General features: G+C 62.1%; 12 protein-coding genes and 1 pseudogene. 8 read left to right on the top strand and 5 right to left on the bottom strand.

Translation table 11 applies throughout. The annotated features are described in order from the left end of the window. Positions 1-87: 87 nt before the first annotated feature. Entirely contained in the window at positions 88-999 is a 912-nt protein-coding gene (locus Tal182_RS18240) for a LysR family transcriptional regulator (RefSeq protein WP_064804574.1), read from the top strand. Between the two features lie 244 nt (positions 1,000-1,243). Here Tal182_RS18240 and Tal182_RS18245 read toward each other — a convergent pair. Continuing rightward, positions 1,244-1,989 (bottom strand): annotated as a pseudogene (locus Tal182_RS18245) (SDR family oxidoreductase). Between the two features lie 116 nt (positions 1,990-2,105). On the opposite strand from Tal182_RS18245, the gene Tal182_RS18250 reads away from it, so the two are divergent. From Tal182_RS18250 to Tal182_RS18260, 3 genes are all read left to right on the top strand, one after another. Continuing rightward, positions 2,106-3,014 carry a LysR family transcriptional regulator gene (locus tag Tal182_RS18250; protein ID WP_064811186.1) on the top strand — a complete coding sequence of 303 codons (909 nt, stop codon included), beginning with the start codon at positions 2,106-2,108 and terminating at the stop codon, positions 3,012-3,014. A 23-nt stretch (positions 3,015-3,037) separates the two neighbouring features. Continuing rightward, positions 3,038-3,352: a hypothetical protein gene (locus Tal182_RS18255; protein WP_064811187.1), complete on the top strand. Its 315-nt coding sequence runs from the start codon at positions 3,038-3,040 to the stop codon at positions 3,350-3,352. 66 nt (positions 3,353-3,418) lie between these two features. Continuing rightward, complete coding sequence (locus tag Tal182_RS18260; RefSeq protein WP_170965898.1) at positions 3,419-4,018, top strand: DNA-3-methyladenine glycosylase; 600 nt, start codon at positions 3,419-3,421, stop codon at positions 4,016-4,018. Here Tal182_RS18260 and Tal182_RS18265 read toward each other — a convergent pair whose 3' ends face one another. The 3 genes from Tal182_RS18265 to Tal182_RS18275 are packed head-to-tail and all read right to left on the bottom strand — an operon-like array spanning position 4,019 to position 7,233. Then, entirely contained in the window at positions 4,019-5,560 is a 1,542-nt protein-coding gene (locus Tal182_RS18265; RefSeq protein WP_085860324.1) for a DHA2 family efflux MFS transporter permease subunit, read from the bottom strand. After that, positions 5,553-6,776, bottom strand: a complete 1,224-nt coding sequence (locus tag Tal182_RS18270; RefSeq protein ID WP_085860325.1) for an HlyD family secretion protein — start codon at positions 6,774-6,776, stop codon at positions 5,553-5,555. Before Tal182_RS18270 ends, Tal182_RS18265 begins: the two co-directional genes overlap by 8 nt. Beyond that, complete coding sequence (locus Tal182_RS18275; RefSeq protein ID WP_064804587.1) at positions 6,769-7,233, bottom strand: MarR family transcriptional regulator; 465 nt, start codon at positions 7,231-7,233, stop codon at positions 6,769-6,771. The genes Tal182_RS18270 and Tal182_RS18275 overlap by 8 nt, the downstream gene beginning before the upstream one ends. Before the next feature lie 230 nt (positions 7,234-7,463). Here Tal182_RS18275 and Tal182_RS18280 point away from each other — a divergent pair, with 230 nt between their 5' ends. The 3 genes from Tal182_RS18280 (at position 7,464) to Tal182_RS18290 (ending at position 13,625) form a co-directional block, all read left to right on the top strand. After that, on the top strand, positions 7,464-9,005 hold the full coding sequence (locus Tal182_RS18280; RefSeq protein ID WP_085860326.1) for a cation:proton antiporter: 1,542 nt from the start codon (positions 7,464-7,466) through the stop codon (positions 9,003-9,005). 259 nt (positions 9,006-9,264) lie between these two features. Next, entirely contained in the window at positions 9,265-10,443 is a 1,179-nt protein-coding gene (locus Tal182_RS18285; protein WP_085860327.1) for an efflux RND transporter periplasmic adaptor subunit, read from the top strand. Beyond that, on the top strand, positions 10,440-13,625 hold the full coding sequence (locus Tal182_RS18290) for a multidrug efflux RND transporter permease subunit (protein ID WP_085860328.1): 3,186 nt from the start codon (positions 10,440-10,442) through the stop codon (positions 13,623-13,625). The genes Tal182_RS18285 and Tal182_RS18290 overlap by 4 nt, the downstream gene beginning before the upstream one ends. Before the next feature lie 134 nt (positions 13,626-13,759). On the opposite strand, the gene Tal182_RS18295 is transcribed toward Tal182_RS18290, so the two are convergent. Then, entirely contained in the window at positions 13,760-14,536 is a 777-nt protein-coding gene (locus tag Tal182_RS18295; protein WP_170965899.1) for a metallophosphoesterase family protein, read from the bottom strand. A gap of 164 nt (positions 14,537-14,700) precedes the next feature. On the opposite strand from Tal182_RS18295, the gene Tal182_RS18300 reads away from it, so the two are divergent. Continuing rightward, the gene (locus Tal182_RS18300) at positions 14,701-15,813 is read left to right on the top strand and encodes a monooxygenase (protein WP_085860329.1); all 1,113 of its coding nucleotides are present in this window, start codon (positions 14,701-14,703) and stop codon (positions 15,811-15,813) included. Positions 15,814-15,839: the final 26 nt, after the last annotated feature.

Here is a 15,839-nt window from a genome sequence, read left to right on the forward strand (position 1 = left end):
TCAGCACAGGGAATAAGAAGCGATATCGCGATTACACTGTTCCGATTTTCGAATAATGGTGCAACGCAAACTGCGGACTTGAAACCGATGGATCAGCTCTCGGCAATGCGCGTCTTCATCCGCGTCGTGGAGACGGGCAATTTCACCCGCGCCGCCGACATGCTCGCCATGCCCAAGGCGACGGTGACCAACCTCATTCAGGGGCTCGAAGCGCATCTGCGCACCAAGCTCCTGAACCGCACCACGCGCCGGGTCATGGTGACCACGGACGGCGCACTTTATTACGAACGCGCCGCCCAGATCATCTCTGAGCTGGAGGAACTCGATGGCAGCCTCTCCAATTCGCAAAGCGTGCCGAGCGGGCGGTTGCGCATCGAAATGAGCGGCGCTTTTGCCGACGCCATTGTCGTTCCAGCACTTTGCGACTTCTACCAGCGCTATCCCGATATCCGTCTGGACCTGGGGGTCGGCGACCGCACGGTAGACTATCTGGTCGAAAACGTCGATTGCGCGCTGCGGGCCGGCACGCCCACCGATCAGTCACTGATCGCCCGGCGGGTTTCGGAGATGGAACTGATCACCTGCGCTTCGCCGAGCTACATTCAGAAATTCGGCATGCCCGAACGGCCGGAGGATCTTGAGGCCACGCACTATTCCGTCAATTATTTCCGCGCCCAGAACAACCGGACGCTGCCCTTCGAATTTCGCAGGGGCAACGAAATGGTCGAGACCACCCCGCGCTGCATCGCCTCGGTCAATGACAGCCGCACTTATCTGACCGCGGCCCTGACGGGGCTCGGCGTCGCGCAGGTGCCGACCTTCATGGCGCGTGAACCGATGCGGCGGGGCGAACTCATCCGCGTGCTGCCGGACTGGCGCCGCGATCCGATACCGCTCTATGTGGTCTATCCACCGAACCGCCACCTCAGCAACAAGGTCCGCGTCTTCGTCGATTGGCTGGTCAAGCTCCTGGTCGAGGCCAAGCTGAACGATTTCTAGAGCATGTCGCGCGGCGGCAAAACAGAGACGGCCCGGAAGGCAAGGGAAACCTTCGACGGGCCGCAAATTTTGAACATCGGACCTGTCGCGCCGCAGACTGGGCGCGGCAGGCTCTGGAGGTTCGGGAGAGAGCGTCAGGGAACTCCACTCTCTCGCGATAAAGCAACTATAGGCACTCTCCACAAGATTGTAAGGGGGAAGACCTACAATCTTCGTTCACATGATTGCGATGAGGGCGCCTTCGTCAGATCACGCCGCCGTTGGCGCGCAGTGTCTGGCCATTGATCCAGCCGCCTTCCGGGCCGGCGAGAAAGGCGACCGCAGAGGCAATATCCTCGGGCGAGCCGAGCCGTTCCAGCGGGTTCATCTTCGCCATGCGGGCAATGAGTTCCTCCGTCTTGCCGTTGAGGAAAAGATCAGTAGCCACCGGCCCGGGCGCGATGGCGTTGACCGTGATGTTACGGCCGCGCATCTCCTTGGCCATGATCGCCGTCAGCGTTTCGACGGCGGCCTTGGTGGCGGCGTAAACGCCGTAGGTTTCGAGCTTCAGCCCGACGACCGAAGTCGAAAAGTTGATGACCCTGCCGCCGTCACGCAGGCGCCGGGCCGCTTCCCTGAGCGTATTGAACGTGCCCTTGAGATTGACGCCGATCTGGCGATCGAAGTTTTCGTCGTCAGCCTCGGCGAGCGGCGACAGCATCATGATGCCGGCATTGTTGACGAGCACATCAACGCCGCCAAAGGCGCCTTCCGCAGCGTCGAACATCCGCCGGACGGCTCCAGCATCGCTGACATCCGCCTTCGCCGTCAGCGCCCTGCCGCCAGCCTGCTCGATCTCCCGGGCGAGGTCCTCGGCCGCGGCCGCACTGCCGGAATAGTTGACGACGACGGTGAAACCGTCCCTGGCGAGGTGCCTGGCAACGGCCGCGCCGATACCACGGGAAGCGCCGGTGACACCAGTGCGACCTTTTTGTTTTTGTTGGAAGCCATTGTTCTTCTCCTTCTGCGCCACGGCGCGTTTTCGATGAGAAGAAGATGCGCCTTTTCCTGTGGCGGATAATCGTGCATTCTTCGGCATTACTATCCGGAGAATACGAACAAACAAGATGGACAGATTCGATGCCATGCGTGTGTTCTGCCGCATTGTGGAGCGCCGCAGCTTCACCCTCGCAGCGGAAGACACGGGCCTGCCGCGCTCGACCGTCACCGACGCGGTCAAGCAGCTCGAGGCCCGCCTCGGTGTGCGCTTACTCCAGCGCACGACGCGCCATGTCAGCCCGACGCTCGACGGCGAGGCTTATTACCAGCGCTGCCTGTCGATCCTCGCCGACATCGAGGATGCGGAAGGGGCCTTTGCCGGCGCCAGACCGAAAGGCCTGCTGCGCGTCGATGTGCACGGCACGCTCGCGCGCCATTTCGTGCTGCCGAGCCTGCCGTCCTTTCTGGAGACCTATCCCGAGATCGAGTTCTTTATGAGCGAAGGCGATCGGCTGGTCGATCTGGTGCGCGAAGGCATCGATTGCGTGCTGCGCGTCGGTACGCCCGCCGATAGCGAAATGATCATCAGGCGTGTCGCCATGCTTGATGAGGTCACGCTCGCCTCTCCGGCCTATGTCGCCGCCCGCGGCGTGCCGCAGCATCCGGACCGGCTTGCCGGCCATTGCATGGTCGGCTTCCGCTCTACCAGCACTGGCGGTCTGCTGCCGCTCGAATTCATCGTCGATGGTGCGGCACGCAACATAACCATTCCCGCGACCGTCACCGTCAACGCCGCCGAAAGCTATGTTGCTGCAGCGAGGATGGGCCTCGGCCTGATCCAGATCCCGCGCTACCACGCCGAAAAAGACCTGTCCGACGGCACTCTGGTCCAAGTGCTTCCGGATTTTCCGCTGACCCCGACGCCGGTCTCCCTGCTCTATCCCCGCAACCGCCAGCTTTCGCCGCGCGTGCGCGTCTTCATCGATTGGCTGGTGAAGGTCTTCGCTCGACAAAATTCCAAAAACACGCTTTGCTAATATGAGCGGTTGGGGGAAGGGCCATGGCACTCAGCGATATCACCGTCTACCAGACGGAAGACGGCTTCGTCGTCGAATTCGGCGGTGAAGGCGAAGACAGCATTGCCGTAACGCTGCGGAGCGCACCCGAACTGACGTTGGAAAACGCGGTCCCGCGCGCCAAGGTGCTGCTTGCGGCAGCAATCGAACCAGCCCATGGCGACGGCGCGCGCAGCAAGGATCCGGCCCTGCTCGAAGAGGAACTGGAGGAAGGCCTGGAAGATTCCTTCCCGGCGAGCGATCCGGTCTCGGTTACATCATCCTCGATCCCGATGCGTGATCCGAATGCCGGCCGCTGACGCGGCCGGCCTCATCAAATGGTTTTAGGATGACGGCGGCGGCAGCGAATGTTATCTGCCTCGGTTATGACCGATGGTGGAATGACAAAGGGCGCGATCGGCGCCGGCGCGCTTGCCGGCGAAGGCCTCAGGGCGTTTTTCGAGCGCGACGCGATCACTGTGGCCCGCGACCTGCTCGGCTGCCATCTGACAGTCGATGGCGCCGGCGGCCGCATCACCGAGACCGAGGCCTATTTCCCCGATGACGAAGCCTCGCACAGTTTTCGCGGGCCCACCAGGCGCAACGGCGCCATGTTCGGCCGGCCCGGCAATGTCTACATCTACCGCATCTACGGCATGTACTGGTGCCTGAACTTCGTCTGCCATCCGGGCTCGGCCGTGCTGATCCGGGCGCTCGAGCCGGAAGCGGGAATTGCCGCCATGACGGAGCGGCGCGGCACCGATAAGCTGACGGCGCTCTGCAGTGGCCCGGGCAAGCTCTGCCAGGCGCTCGGCATCGACATCGAAATCAATGACAGGTTGCTCGACCGCCCGCCCTATGCGCTGACGCCGTCTGCGCCGGTGCCTGTTGTCTCAGGAAAACGCATCGGCATCACTAGAAATGCCGAAGCACCGTGGCGCTTCGGCATTCAGGGATCGCGGTATCTCAGCAAACCGTTTCGCTGATTATTCCATCACCGCGCTATGGTCGACGGCGGGCGCCGCTTTCGGCTTGCGCAGCAGCAGCGCCAGCGGGATGACCGCGAGCGACATCAGCATCAAGAGCTTGAAATCGTCCATATAGGCGATGATCGTCGATTGCAGGGTGATCATCTCGTTGAGCGAAGCGCGGCCGGCGGCCGTCAGGGGGCTCAACCCTTGCGCCGCCACCGCATTGAAGGCGTGGTTGAAAGGCGTCACATAGGCCGCGATCGACTCGTGATTGCTCTGTGTGTTCTCGACGATCAGTGCCGAGACGATCGAGATACCGACCGCCGAGCCGATGTTTCGCGACAGATTGTAGAGGCCGGTACCGTCGCCACGCATATGGGCGGGCAGCGTGGCGAAGGCGACCGTCGTCAGCGGCACGAAGAGAAAGCCGAGACCGGCGCCCTGGATGAAGCCGACCGAGACGATCGTCCATTGCGAAACATCGGGCGTCCAGCCCGTCATGTCGTACATCGCCCAGGCGGTCAGGCCGAGACCGAGCACCAGCAACACGCGCGTATCGACCTTGCCGATCAGCCGTCCGACAATGAACATGCAGAGCATGGTGCCAAGCCCCCGCGGCCCCATGACGATGCCGGCGGTAATGACGGGATAGCCCATCAGCGTCTGCAGATAGGGGGTCATCAGTGCCAGCGAGGCGAGGTAGGTGACGCCAACCACGAAGATGAAGATCATGCTGACCGTGAAGTTCTGGTCGAGAAACAACTTCGGATTGACGAAGGATTTCTCTGCAGTCAGCGTGTGCACCAGAAGCAGATAGAATGCGGCGGCGCAGACAATCGCTTCGACCATGATCTCGCCCGAAGAGAACCAGTCGAGCTGCTCGCCGCGGTCGAGGAAGAGCTGCAGCGCGGCGATGAACAGGCTCATCATCCCGAAGCCGAACCAGTCGAGTTTGGCGAGCGCATCCCGCTTGGTCTCGCTAACGAAGACGACGATGCCCATGAAGGCGAGCGCGCCGATCGGCACGTTGATATAGAACACCCAGCGCCAGCTGATGTTGTCGGTCAGCCAGCCGCCGATGACCGGGCCGAGCACCGGCCCGACCATGACCGAGACGCCGAAAAGCGCCATAGCCGAGCCGCGCTCCTCCACCGTATAGATGTCGAGAAGAATGCCCTGGGAAAGCGGCACCAGCGATGCGCCGAACAGGCCCTGCAACAGGCGGAAGGCGACGATCTGGTTCAAGGATTGCGCCAGGCCGCAGAGAACGGAGGCGGCCACGAAGCCGGCGATTGCGACGAGCAGAACACGCTTGCGGCCGAACTTGGCGGCGAGGAAACCGGAGGGTGGCGTCATGATCGCCGCCGCGACGATATAGGAGGTCAGCACCCAGTTGATCTGGTCGGCGGAGGCCGACACGCTGCCCTGGATATAGGGCAGCGCCACGTTGGCGATCGTCGTGTCCAGCGCCTGCATGATGACGGCGAGAATAACGCAGGCCGTGATCGCGCCGCGATTGGCAACCGGGGTCGCCGGGGAAGCGGGAGCGTTACTCATCATCCCCGCCCTGAGCCCGGCCCAGAAGCTTGTTGACGAAATCGGGCAGGCCGCGGGCATGGCCGGTATCGACATCGACGACCGTGCTCATGCCGACGCGCAGCGGCGGCTTGCCTTGCGCATCCTCGATGCTGACGCGCATCGGAATGCGCTGCACGACCTTCACCCAGTTGCCGGTGGTGTTCTGCGCCGGCAGCAGCGAGAAGCTGGAGCCCGACGCGGGGCTGATGCTCTCGACCTTGCCCTTCCACGTCACGCCGGGATAGGTGTCGACGTAAATCGTGGCCGTCTGGCCGGGCTTGACATAGGTGAGCTCGGTTTCCTTCGGGCTGGCGGCGATCCACAGATGATCGGTGGCGACAAGCGAGAAGGCCTGCTGCGAAGCCTGCAAGTAGGAGCCGACCTGCAGCGCATTGACGTTGGTGACGATGCCGTCGAAGGGCGCCTTGACGACGCTGTTGTCGAGTTCGCGCCGGGCGTTGTCGACATTCGACTTGGCCTGCAGGTAGAGCGGGTTTTCTTCGACCGGCTGGTCGGCAGAACCGCCGAGCTGGGCGAGCGTCGTTGCGGCTTCCGCCTTGGCGACGGCAACCTTCTGCTGCGCAGCTTCGAGATTGTGCTTGGCCTCGTCATAGGCTGATTGCGTCGCGCTGCCGTTGTTGACGAGGTTCTGCTGCCGGTCGAACTGATCCTGGTAATAGGGCAGGTCCGCTTGCGCCTGAGTGATCTCGGCGAGCGACTGCTGATAGCTCGCCTTGAGGTTCATGATCTGGTTGCGCTGGACCCCGAGCTGCGCTTCGGCGCCGGCAAGTGCGATCTTGAAGGAGTCGACCCTCAGGCTGAACAGCACCTGCCCCGCCTTGACCGCCTCGTTCTCATGCACGTCGATCTGGTCGACGATGCCGGAGACATCGGTGGTGACCCCGACCATATCGGCCTGGATATAGGCGTTGTCGGTCGACATCACCTGACCGCCATTGACGTAGTAGTAACCGCCGACGACGAGCGCAACCGGCAGCAGGGCGAAGAGAACGGGCCGCGTGAAACTGCGCCGGCGGCGGACCTTGTTGCCGCCAGGCGCAGCCACGGCAGCAGCCGGCGCTGAATTGGATGAAGGCGCTTCGGCTACCGTTTCCTGCTGTTTCGCTTCATTTTCTTCAATAGGAGACTTGGCATTGGCGTCGGCAACGACGCGCAGGGGAGATTGATCAGCCATCGTTCATCTCATTTTCGTCAACCGGGGTCCGGCATGCATGGACCAAGTTGGTCTTCATTATGGACAGGATCTGAAAAAGCTGCTCGCGCTGCTCGGCGGAGACACCTTCCAGCGCCTCTGCGCGGGTGACATCGCCAAGTTCGCGCATTTCGGCGAGCAGAGGATGCGCCTCGTCGCGCATGTAGAGCAGCCAGATCCGCCGGTCGGTCGGATGCTGGCGGCGCTCGATGAGCCCGCGTTCGGCGAGCTTGTCGAGAATGCGCACCAGCGTGATCGGCTCGACTTCGAGAATTTCGGCAAGGCCGCTCTGGTGGATGCCCTCGTTGTTCGAGAGATAGGCGAGCGTCTGCCATTGCGACCGTGTCAGCCCAAGACACTTGGCACGTTGCTCGAAGCGCTTGCGCAGCAGTCGTGCGACATCGTGGAGAAGGAAACCGAGTGTGGGCGTGGCGTTCATGGAAACCTATGCCGAATATTTATAAGCATACTTATGATGTGCTCACATATATTGAGCGCAGACGCTCGCACAAGAGCGTAAGCCACAGATTCTGCAACCGCGGCCAAAATGCCGCAGGCCGCGGCCGGCAGCTTGCCGTCCCTCACAGCTTTAGGCTTTAACGGTAGCCGCGGCATCGCCTGGCCCTAGTTTTCGGCAAGAACTATTCGCTGAAATGGTCTGGAGGGCCTATGGCGTTCTTCGAAAGCATGCTGACGCTGCTCTTGGTGGCGATCATCTTCCTGCAATTCTCCAGGAAGTTCCGTGTGCCTTATCCGACCATGCTGGCGATCGCCGGCATCATTGTCGCTGCCTTCCCGTGGGCGCCGGAGGTGGCGATCGATCCCAGGCTGGCGCTGGCGCTTTTCATCGCACCCGTACTTTTCGATGCCGCATACGATTTGCCGCCGAGGACGTTGAGGCGCAACTGGCTGCCGCTCTTTTCGCTTGCCGCAATCGCCGTCATTTTGACGGCCGCGGCCGTCGCCGCCGTCGGCGTCGCAATGGCCGGCCTGCCGCTTGCCGTGGCCGTCGCACTCGGCGCCATCGTCGCGCCGCCGGATGCGGTCGCGGCGACCGTCATGCTCGACCGCTTCAATCTGCCGCGCCAGACCTATGTAATCCTCAAGGGCGAGAGCCTGCTCAACGATGCCGTCGCACTCCTCATCTTCAGCGCCGCAGTGGCGGCCGCCACCAATCCTGCCTTCTTCACCGGCATTCTGGCGGAATTGACGCTGGCAGCGCCGGGCGGTCTCATCCTCGGCCATCTTCTCGGCCGTCTCTACATGATCGTTGGTCTGAAGCTCGCCGGCACGCTCGGCGGCACACTGCTCGAGTTCGTCGCCACCTTCGGCACCTGGATCATCGCCGAGCGACTGCACCTTTCGGCGATCCTGGCGATCGTCGCATATGCCATGGTGATCGCCCGCTACATGCCGGAGCGGCAGACGGCCCGCCACCGCATTCATTCCTATTCGGTTTGGGAGGCCGCGGTGTTCCTGCTTAATGTGCTCGCCTTCCTGCTGATGGGCTTGCAGGTCCGCCAGATCGTCCTCGATCTCGATCCCGCTCGGCTGAATTTTGCGTTCACCTTGGCAACCGCAGTCTTCGTCACCGTCATCGCCGTGCGCCTGGCCTGGGTGCTCGTCTATAACCGCGTCATCATCTTCCTTGCCGAGCGCGGTCTCACGACGCAAGCCGCTCCCACATTTGCCGCGAGCCTGCTTGCCGGCTGGTGCGGCATGCGCGGTCTCGTCACGCTGGCAACTGCGCTCGCCCTGCCGATCGACTTCCATGATCGCGATATCATCCTGCTCAGCGCGCTGGCCGTCGTTCTCGGCACGCTCATCGTCCAGGGGCTGACGCTCGGGCCGCTGATCCGCTTCCTGAAATTCGATCCGGACACATCCCTGAACCGCGATCTCACCAAAGCCCGCGTGGCATTGATCGACGCGGCTCTTGCCGAGCTTGAAGGCGAGGACAAATCCACCCGAATCCTGCGCGACGTCTACACCTCCGAGCGCGAGATTGCTGCCGACGGAAGACACCCGCGCGAGGTCAGCAGGCTCGACAAACAGCGCCGCAATGTCATCGGTGCGAAACGGCGCAAACTGGCCGCGATGCGCCGCGCCGGCGAGATCGACGACGATGTTTTCCATACGCTGGAACAGGAGCTCGACTGGGCAGAGCTCGCCGTCCTGCCGCCCGGCCGCGACGAAATCGTCGAGAGCTGACGCCGTCCATGAAGTTTCGACGGATTGCGCAAGAGCAGCCAATTGGCATTTGCTATTTTTCGTCGCTGCCGTTTATATCCAGTTTCATAGCGTTACGACTTTTCCGATTTGCATTGCATGCCGGCCTTCCTTTCCAGAATTGGACGCCGGGGTAATCACGGAGGCAAACGCCTTCGTTCAAAGCAGCAAGACAAGAATAACATCACTTCATCTTAGGTTCGGCGGCAGTCGATCGGCCGTCGAGATTGGAGGGACCGGTATGACTTACGCGCTTCGACGGATATTGATGCTCGGCTCTCTTGCGATGTCGATGCCTCTGGCAGCGATGGCGCAGGGCGCACCGCCTGCCCCCCCTCCGGTCACCGTCGCAAAACCCGTGGTGCGCGATGTCGTCGACAATGACGAGTTCATCGGCCGCTTTCAGCCGGTTGACGAAGTCTCCGTCCGCTCCCGCGTCGGCGGTTACCTGCAGGAAGTTCATTTCGAAGATGGCGCCCTGGTCAAGCAGGGCGACCTGCTCTTCGTCATTGACCAGCGGCCGTTCATAACAGCACTCAACCAGGCGAAGGCGGCGCTCGAAGCATCGCAATCCGCTCTCGTTTTTGCCGATGCGCAGTACAAGCGTGCCCAATCGCTCGCATCGAGCGGCAGTCAGTCCGCCCAGACGCTGGACGACCGCCGCCGCGAGTTCGAGTCGGCCGAGGCCAATGTCCGCGGCGCGCAGGCCGCAGCCGACCGCGCGGCTCTCGATCTTGAATATACCGAGATCAAAGCGCCGCTCAGCGGCCGCATCGATCGCCGCCTGATCTCGCCCGGCAACCTGGTGCAGGCCGATCAGACGGTGCTCACCACCATCGTTTCCCTCGATCCGATCGATTTTTATTTCGATGTGGATGAGCGCCGCCTGCTGAATTTCGCCGACACGGCGCGCAAGCAGGGCAAGGACCTTCAAATGGGCGGCGGTGGCGTGGATGTTTCCGTCACGATCTCGGACCCGACCGCCAAACCTTTCAAGGGCAAGCTCGATTTCGCCGAGAACCGGGTGGACAACGAGAGCGGCACCATCCGCATCCGCGCCCGTCTCCCAAATCCCGATTTCATCCTCCAGCCCGGCCTCTTCGGCCGTGTTCAGGTCGAAGCCTCCAACACTTACAAGGCCGTTCTCGTCCCCGACGAGGCGATCGGCTCGGACCAGAATGAACGCGTCGTCTATCTCGTCGATGCGCAGGGCAAGGTTTCGACCAAGCCCGTGCGACCCGGACCACGGCTCTATGGCTATCGCGTCATACGCGAGGGTCTCGACGGCAGCGAAACCATCATCGTCAACGGCGTGATACGCGCCCGGCCCGGTTCGACTATCACCCCGCAGATGAGCGAACTGCCGCAGGAGCGGCAGGATACAGCGCCGGAGGCCGCAAACGCGGAGAGCGGACAATGAGGTTCGCGCATTTCTTCGTCGACCGGCCGATTTTTGCCGCCGTCATCTCGATCCTCTTCCTCGTTGTCGGCGGCATCGCCTATACACAGCTGCCGGTCGCCCAATATCCGGAGATCGCGCCGCCCACCATCGTCGTGCGCACCTCCTATCCGGGCGCCGACCCGCAAACCATCGCCGACACCGTTTCGACCCCGCTCGAACAGCAGATCAACGGCGTCGAAGACATGCTTTACATGTCTTCCTATTCCAGCGCCGACGGCGCCATTTCGCTGACGATCACCTTCAAGCTCGGCACTGATCTCGACAAGGTCCAGGTGCTCGTCCAGAACCGCGTTTCCATCGCGCTGCCCCGCCTTCCCGAGGAGGTCCAGCGGCTCGGCGTGACCACCGACAAGAGCTCGCCCGACCTGATGATGGTCGTGCACCTCTTGTCGCCATCACACCGCTATGACCAGCTTTACGTCTCGAACTACGCCCGGAACCGCATCCGTGACGTGCTCGTGCGCCTCGATGGCGTCGGTGACGTGCAGGTCTTCGGCGAACGTCAATATTCGATGCGAATCTGGCTGGATCCGGAAAAACTCTCCGCCTACGGCATGACATCCGACGACGTCGTCTCCGCCTTGAGAGACCAGAACGTCCAGGTCTCGGGTGGCAAGATCGGCGCGCCGCCGGTCACAGGCAGGAACGCCTTCGAATATACGGTGCGCACGGACGGACGCTTCTCCGATGTGCGCGAATTCCGTTATGTCATCGTGAAATCGACGACATCGGGCCGGCTCGTGCAGTTGCAGGATGTCGCCCGCATCGAGCTTGGCGCGCAGGACTACGTCACCAATAGTTACCTCAACAACGATCCGGCGGTTGCACTTGGCATTTTCGCCCGGCCGGGAACCAACGCCCTGGATACGGCCCATCAGGTCCAGGCACTCATGAAGGACATCTCCCAGAATTTCCCGGAGGGTCTCGAGTATCGCATCGTCTACGACACGACCGAATTCATCTCGGCCTCGATCAACGAGGTCTATAAAACCATCGTCGAAGCGGCCATCCTGGTGGCGATCGTCGTTCTCGTCTTCCTGCAATCCTGGCGCACCGCGATCATCCCGATCGTCGCCATCCCCGTCTCGCTGATCGGCACCTTCGCGGTGCTTTTAGCCTTCGGCTTTTCTCTCAACATGCTGACACTCTTCGGCCTTGTGCTGGCGATCGGCATCGTCGTCGACGACGCGATCGTCGTGGTGGAAAACGTCGAGCGCAATCTCGCCCGCGGCATGACGCCGAAACAGGCCTCTCACGTCACAATGGACGAAGTCGGAACCGCGGTCGTCGCGATCTCGCTGGTGCTGATTGCGGTATTCGTGCCGACGGCCTTCATCCCCGGCATATCAGGCCAGTTCTACAGGCAGTTCGCCGTGACGATCGCCGTGACAACCGCGATCTCGGCCTTGAATTCCCTGACGCTTTCGCCGGCGCTCGCAGGCATATTGCTGAAGGCCCACGTTCACGAGGGGAAAGGCAAGAGCATCGCGTCGCGTCTGGGGGCTGGCCTTGCAAACGGCTTCAACCGCGGCTTCGACCGGATGAGCTCCGGCTATTCGTGGACCGTCCGGCACCTGGTCAGCAGCTGGGTAGGATTGACCTGCTCGATGGTCGCCTTCGTCGCCCTCCTCGGCGCAACCTGGTACATGACCACCCGCGTTCCTTCGGGTTTCATCCCGACCATGGACCAGGGTTATGCGATCATCGTCGTGCAGCTTCCCGATGGCGCCTCGCTTGCGCGCACCGATGCCGTCATCAAACGGGTGGGCGATATCGCCCGTACCGTACCCGGCGTCGGCAACGCCGTGCAATTTGCCGGCTTCAGCGGCGCGACCTTCACCAATGCTTCGAATTCGGGCGTTGTCTTCGTTCCTTTCAAATCCTTCGCCGAACGTGAGGAAGGCGGAGAGAACGCCAACAAGATCATCGGCGAGCTCTTCGGCAAGCTGCAAAGCATCCAGGAAGCCTTCATCATTGCCATCCCGCCGCCGTCCGTGCGCGGCGTCGGCAACTCCGGCGGCTTCAAGATGCAGATCTCCGACCTCGAAAACCCCGACATGACGCGCGTGCTCGGCCTTGCCCGTCAGATGATGGGGGCGGCAGCAACGACCGAGGGGCTGACCGGCGTCTTTACGACGTTCTCCGATGCCAGCCCGCAATATTTCCTCTCCATCGACCGCGACAAGGCGCGCTTCCTGAACGTGCCGATCCCCAATATCTTCAACGCGCTTTCGATCAATCTCGGCGTCGCCTACGTCAACGATTTCAACGCGTTCGGCCGCGTTTACCAGGTTCGCGCCCAGGCTGACCGGCAATATCGCATGGACCGGGAAGACATTCTCGCCCTGAAGGTGCGCTCCGCGACCGGCGCGCTCGTGCCTCTCGGCACACTGATGGACATTCAGGACTCCAGCGGCCCGGCGCTCGTTCAGCGCTACAACATGTATGTTTCGGTGCCGCTTCAGGGCAATCCGACGCCCGGTACCTCGACGGGCGATGCTCTGAAGAAAATGGAGGCATTGGCGGCCAAGATCCTGCCGCCCGGAACGACCTTCGAATGGACGGAGCTTGCCTATCAGGAAACCCATACCGGCAACACCGCCGTCTACATCTTCGCCCTGTCCGTCATTTTCGTCTTCCTGGCGCTGGCGGCCCAATATGAAAGCTGGGTTCTGCCTCTGGCGATCATTCTCATCGTCCCGCTTGCCGTGCTCGCCGCACTGATCGGGGTGTCGCTCAGGGGCATGGACAACAACGTCCTGACGCAGATCGGCCTGATCGTCCTGATCGGCTTGGCGGCCAAGAACGCCATTCTGATCGTCGAATTCGCCAGACAGGCGGAAGAGGAAGGCAAGTCGCCGGTGGAGGCCGCCATCGAGGCCAGTCATCTTCGCCTGCGCCCGATCCTGATGACGGCATTCGCCTTCATCTTCGGCGTTCTGCCGCTTGCCATCGCCACCGGCCCCGGCGCCGAAATGCGCCAGTCGCTCGGCACCGCCGTCTTCTCGGGCATGCTCGGCGTGACGCTCTTCGGCCTGTTCCTCACACCGGTTTTCTACGTCGTGCTGCGCGGCTGGCGCCGCAAGCGCTCGGTTGAAAGACCGGTCGAAGCTGTTCCGACTGAAAGGGAGACGGTCTGATCACTCTAGCCTGTCGCGCAAAAGTGTGCAGCGGTTTTGCGGCAACGACATGCGTGAAAACTGAGACCTAAAGCGCAGGAGGAATCTGAAAGATCGCGACGCGCTTTAGTGAAACAGCCTCGCGGGGGACGATGTCAGGTGGAAAACAGATGCACCCGGCCCTGCCAGAACCGTGCGACGGTCAGCCTGCCGCTGCGAAAGGCGCGTGTATCAAGATTGAGCCGCCTCGGGCGAATGTCGGGCTCGTCGCTGGGCGTATGGCCGTGCACAACGAGCTTCGGCAAAGGAACCCTGCTTTCGAGAAAGCGGTGGCGGATAAGGACCAGGTCCTCCTCCGTCTGCGCGGAGAGCGGCAGCATCGGATCAATGCCGGCATGCACGAACAGCACACTCGGTGTATCCAGCATGATGGGCAGTGCCCGCATAAAATCGATGTGCGTATGCGGCAGCGACTGCCGCAGGAAGGCGTCGAGCTGCGCGCCGGAGGGAAAGACGAGCGGCAGATGCTCCGGATCGAGCCCATAGGATTTAAGCGATTCCGCCGATCCCATCCGCATCCAGTCGTCATAAGGGAGCCAGCCGTCGACATAATCGAGCATAGCGATCTCGTGATTGCCGGCAAGGCAGATACGGTCGAAACCATCAGGCGGCGGCTCCATGAGGTGAGTGATGACCTGCGCCGATTCCGGGCCCCGGTCGATATAGTCACCCAGCGTCACGATCAGCTTTTGCCCGGGCAATCGCGTGCCATCTTGCAGGATCGCCTCCTCGGCTTTCAAAAGTAGATCGTAGCGGCCGTGAATGTCGCCGATCGCATAAGTTGGAATCTCGGCGATATCCAGCGTCAGGCGCGGTCTCGGCTGGCGCCCCATTTTCCAAACCTCGCTATGGCGAGCAAGTGCTTCACCCATCATATTCCTCAACTGGATAGCCCCGGTTAACCATAAGTAGAGTGCAAGGCGAGGCGATCAAGTTGGTGAGAAAATTCGAAGCTTTGGGTTTTTCTGGAAAAACCGTTCTTATCATCCGGAGGAAAATCCCTCACTCCTGTCACCCGTCGAGGAAAGAGTGAGCGATGGGAACAGTATCGCAGTTTCAAGACCGCATCAGGCCGCCGGCACGCCGCATCGAAAACGAAGAGGAGGCGGTATCTACGGCTCGCAAACTCGCCGACACATTCCGTCAACAGGCAAGCGAGCGCGATATCAACCGCATCCTGCCTTTTGCCGAGCTCGACGCGCTGTCGATATCGGGGCTGACGGCAATCTCTGTTCCGCCCGAACATGAAGGGCTCGACGTGCCGAACGCCCTGCTTGCCGAGGTCATCGCGATCATTGCCGAGGCCGACGCCTCGATCGGCGAGACCCTGGAAAATCACTTTTCCGTCCTGGAAACCCTCCGCACCCAGGCGGCCGAGGATCTGAAGGCATCGCTGTTTGCCCGTGTGCTGCTCGGCGACCGCTTCGCCGGCGCAACCGTCGCCGACGGCAGCGAGCTGTCGGCCGAAGGACCGGGGTACCGTCTGAGCGGACGGATGCGGCCGGCGCCCGGCATTCTCTATGCCGATTGGATTGCCGCTGCCCTCACACTTCCGCCCGGCCGCCCGGTGACGCTCTACCTCAGCCGCAACAGCGAGGACGCGCAGGTGGTCGATGATTGGGACGGTTTCGGCCAGCGCACCAATGGATCGGCAACGACGATCGCCGGCGCAGTTCATGTCGATGCCGGCGCAATCGCGCCGGCCCCCTCGTCCGGATACTCGACGGGCATTTCGCTCGGGCTGCTGCTCAACGCGGGCGTAGGCCTCGGCATCGCGCGGGCCGCATGGGCCGACCTGATGACAGCCATTGGCGATCGCACCGTCTCCCCCTCCCGGCTCGGCGAACACGCCGTCGGCATCGAAATCACGGCGGCAGCTCTGGAGCGGGCGGGCCGCAAACTCGATATTGCCCAGGTCAATCCTGTAGAGGCTGCGATGGCGGATGCCTACTTTTCCGCCTCGGCGGCCGCAATCACTGCCGGGGAAACAGCCCTCAGCGCCGCAAATGCGCTGTTCGAACTGGCGGGCGAAGCGTCAACCGGCATCGGCCTCAATCTCGACCGCCATTGGCGCAATGCACGCATCCACGCGCTGTCCCTGCCGCGCGATCGATTGCTGCACCGCGCCGGCGACCATATGTCGAGATGAGCCCTGAACGACACAGCGCGGCGCTC

Source organism: Rhizobium sp. TAL182 (genome assembly GCF_002117725.1).
GTDB lineage: Bacteria > Pseudomonadota > Alphaproteobacteria > Rhizobiales > Rhizobiaceae > Rhizobium > Rhizobium esperanzae.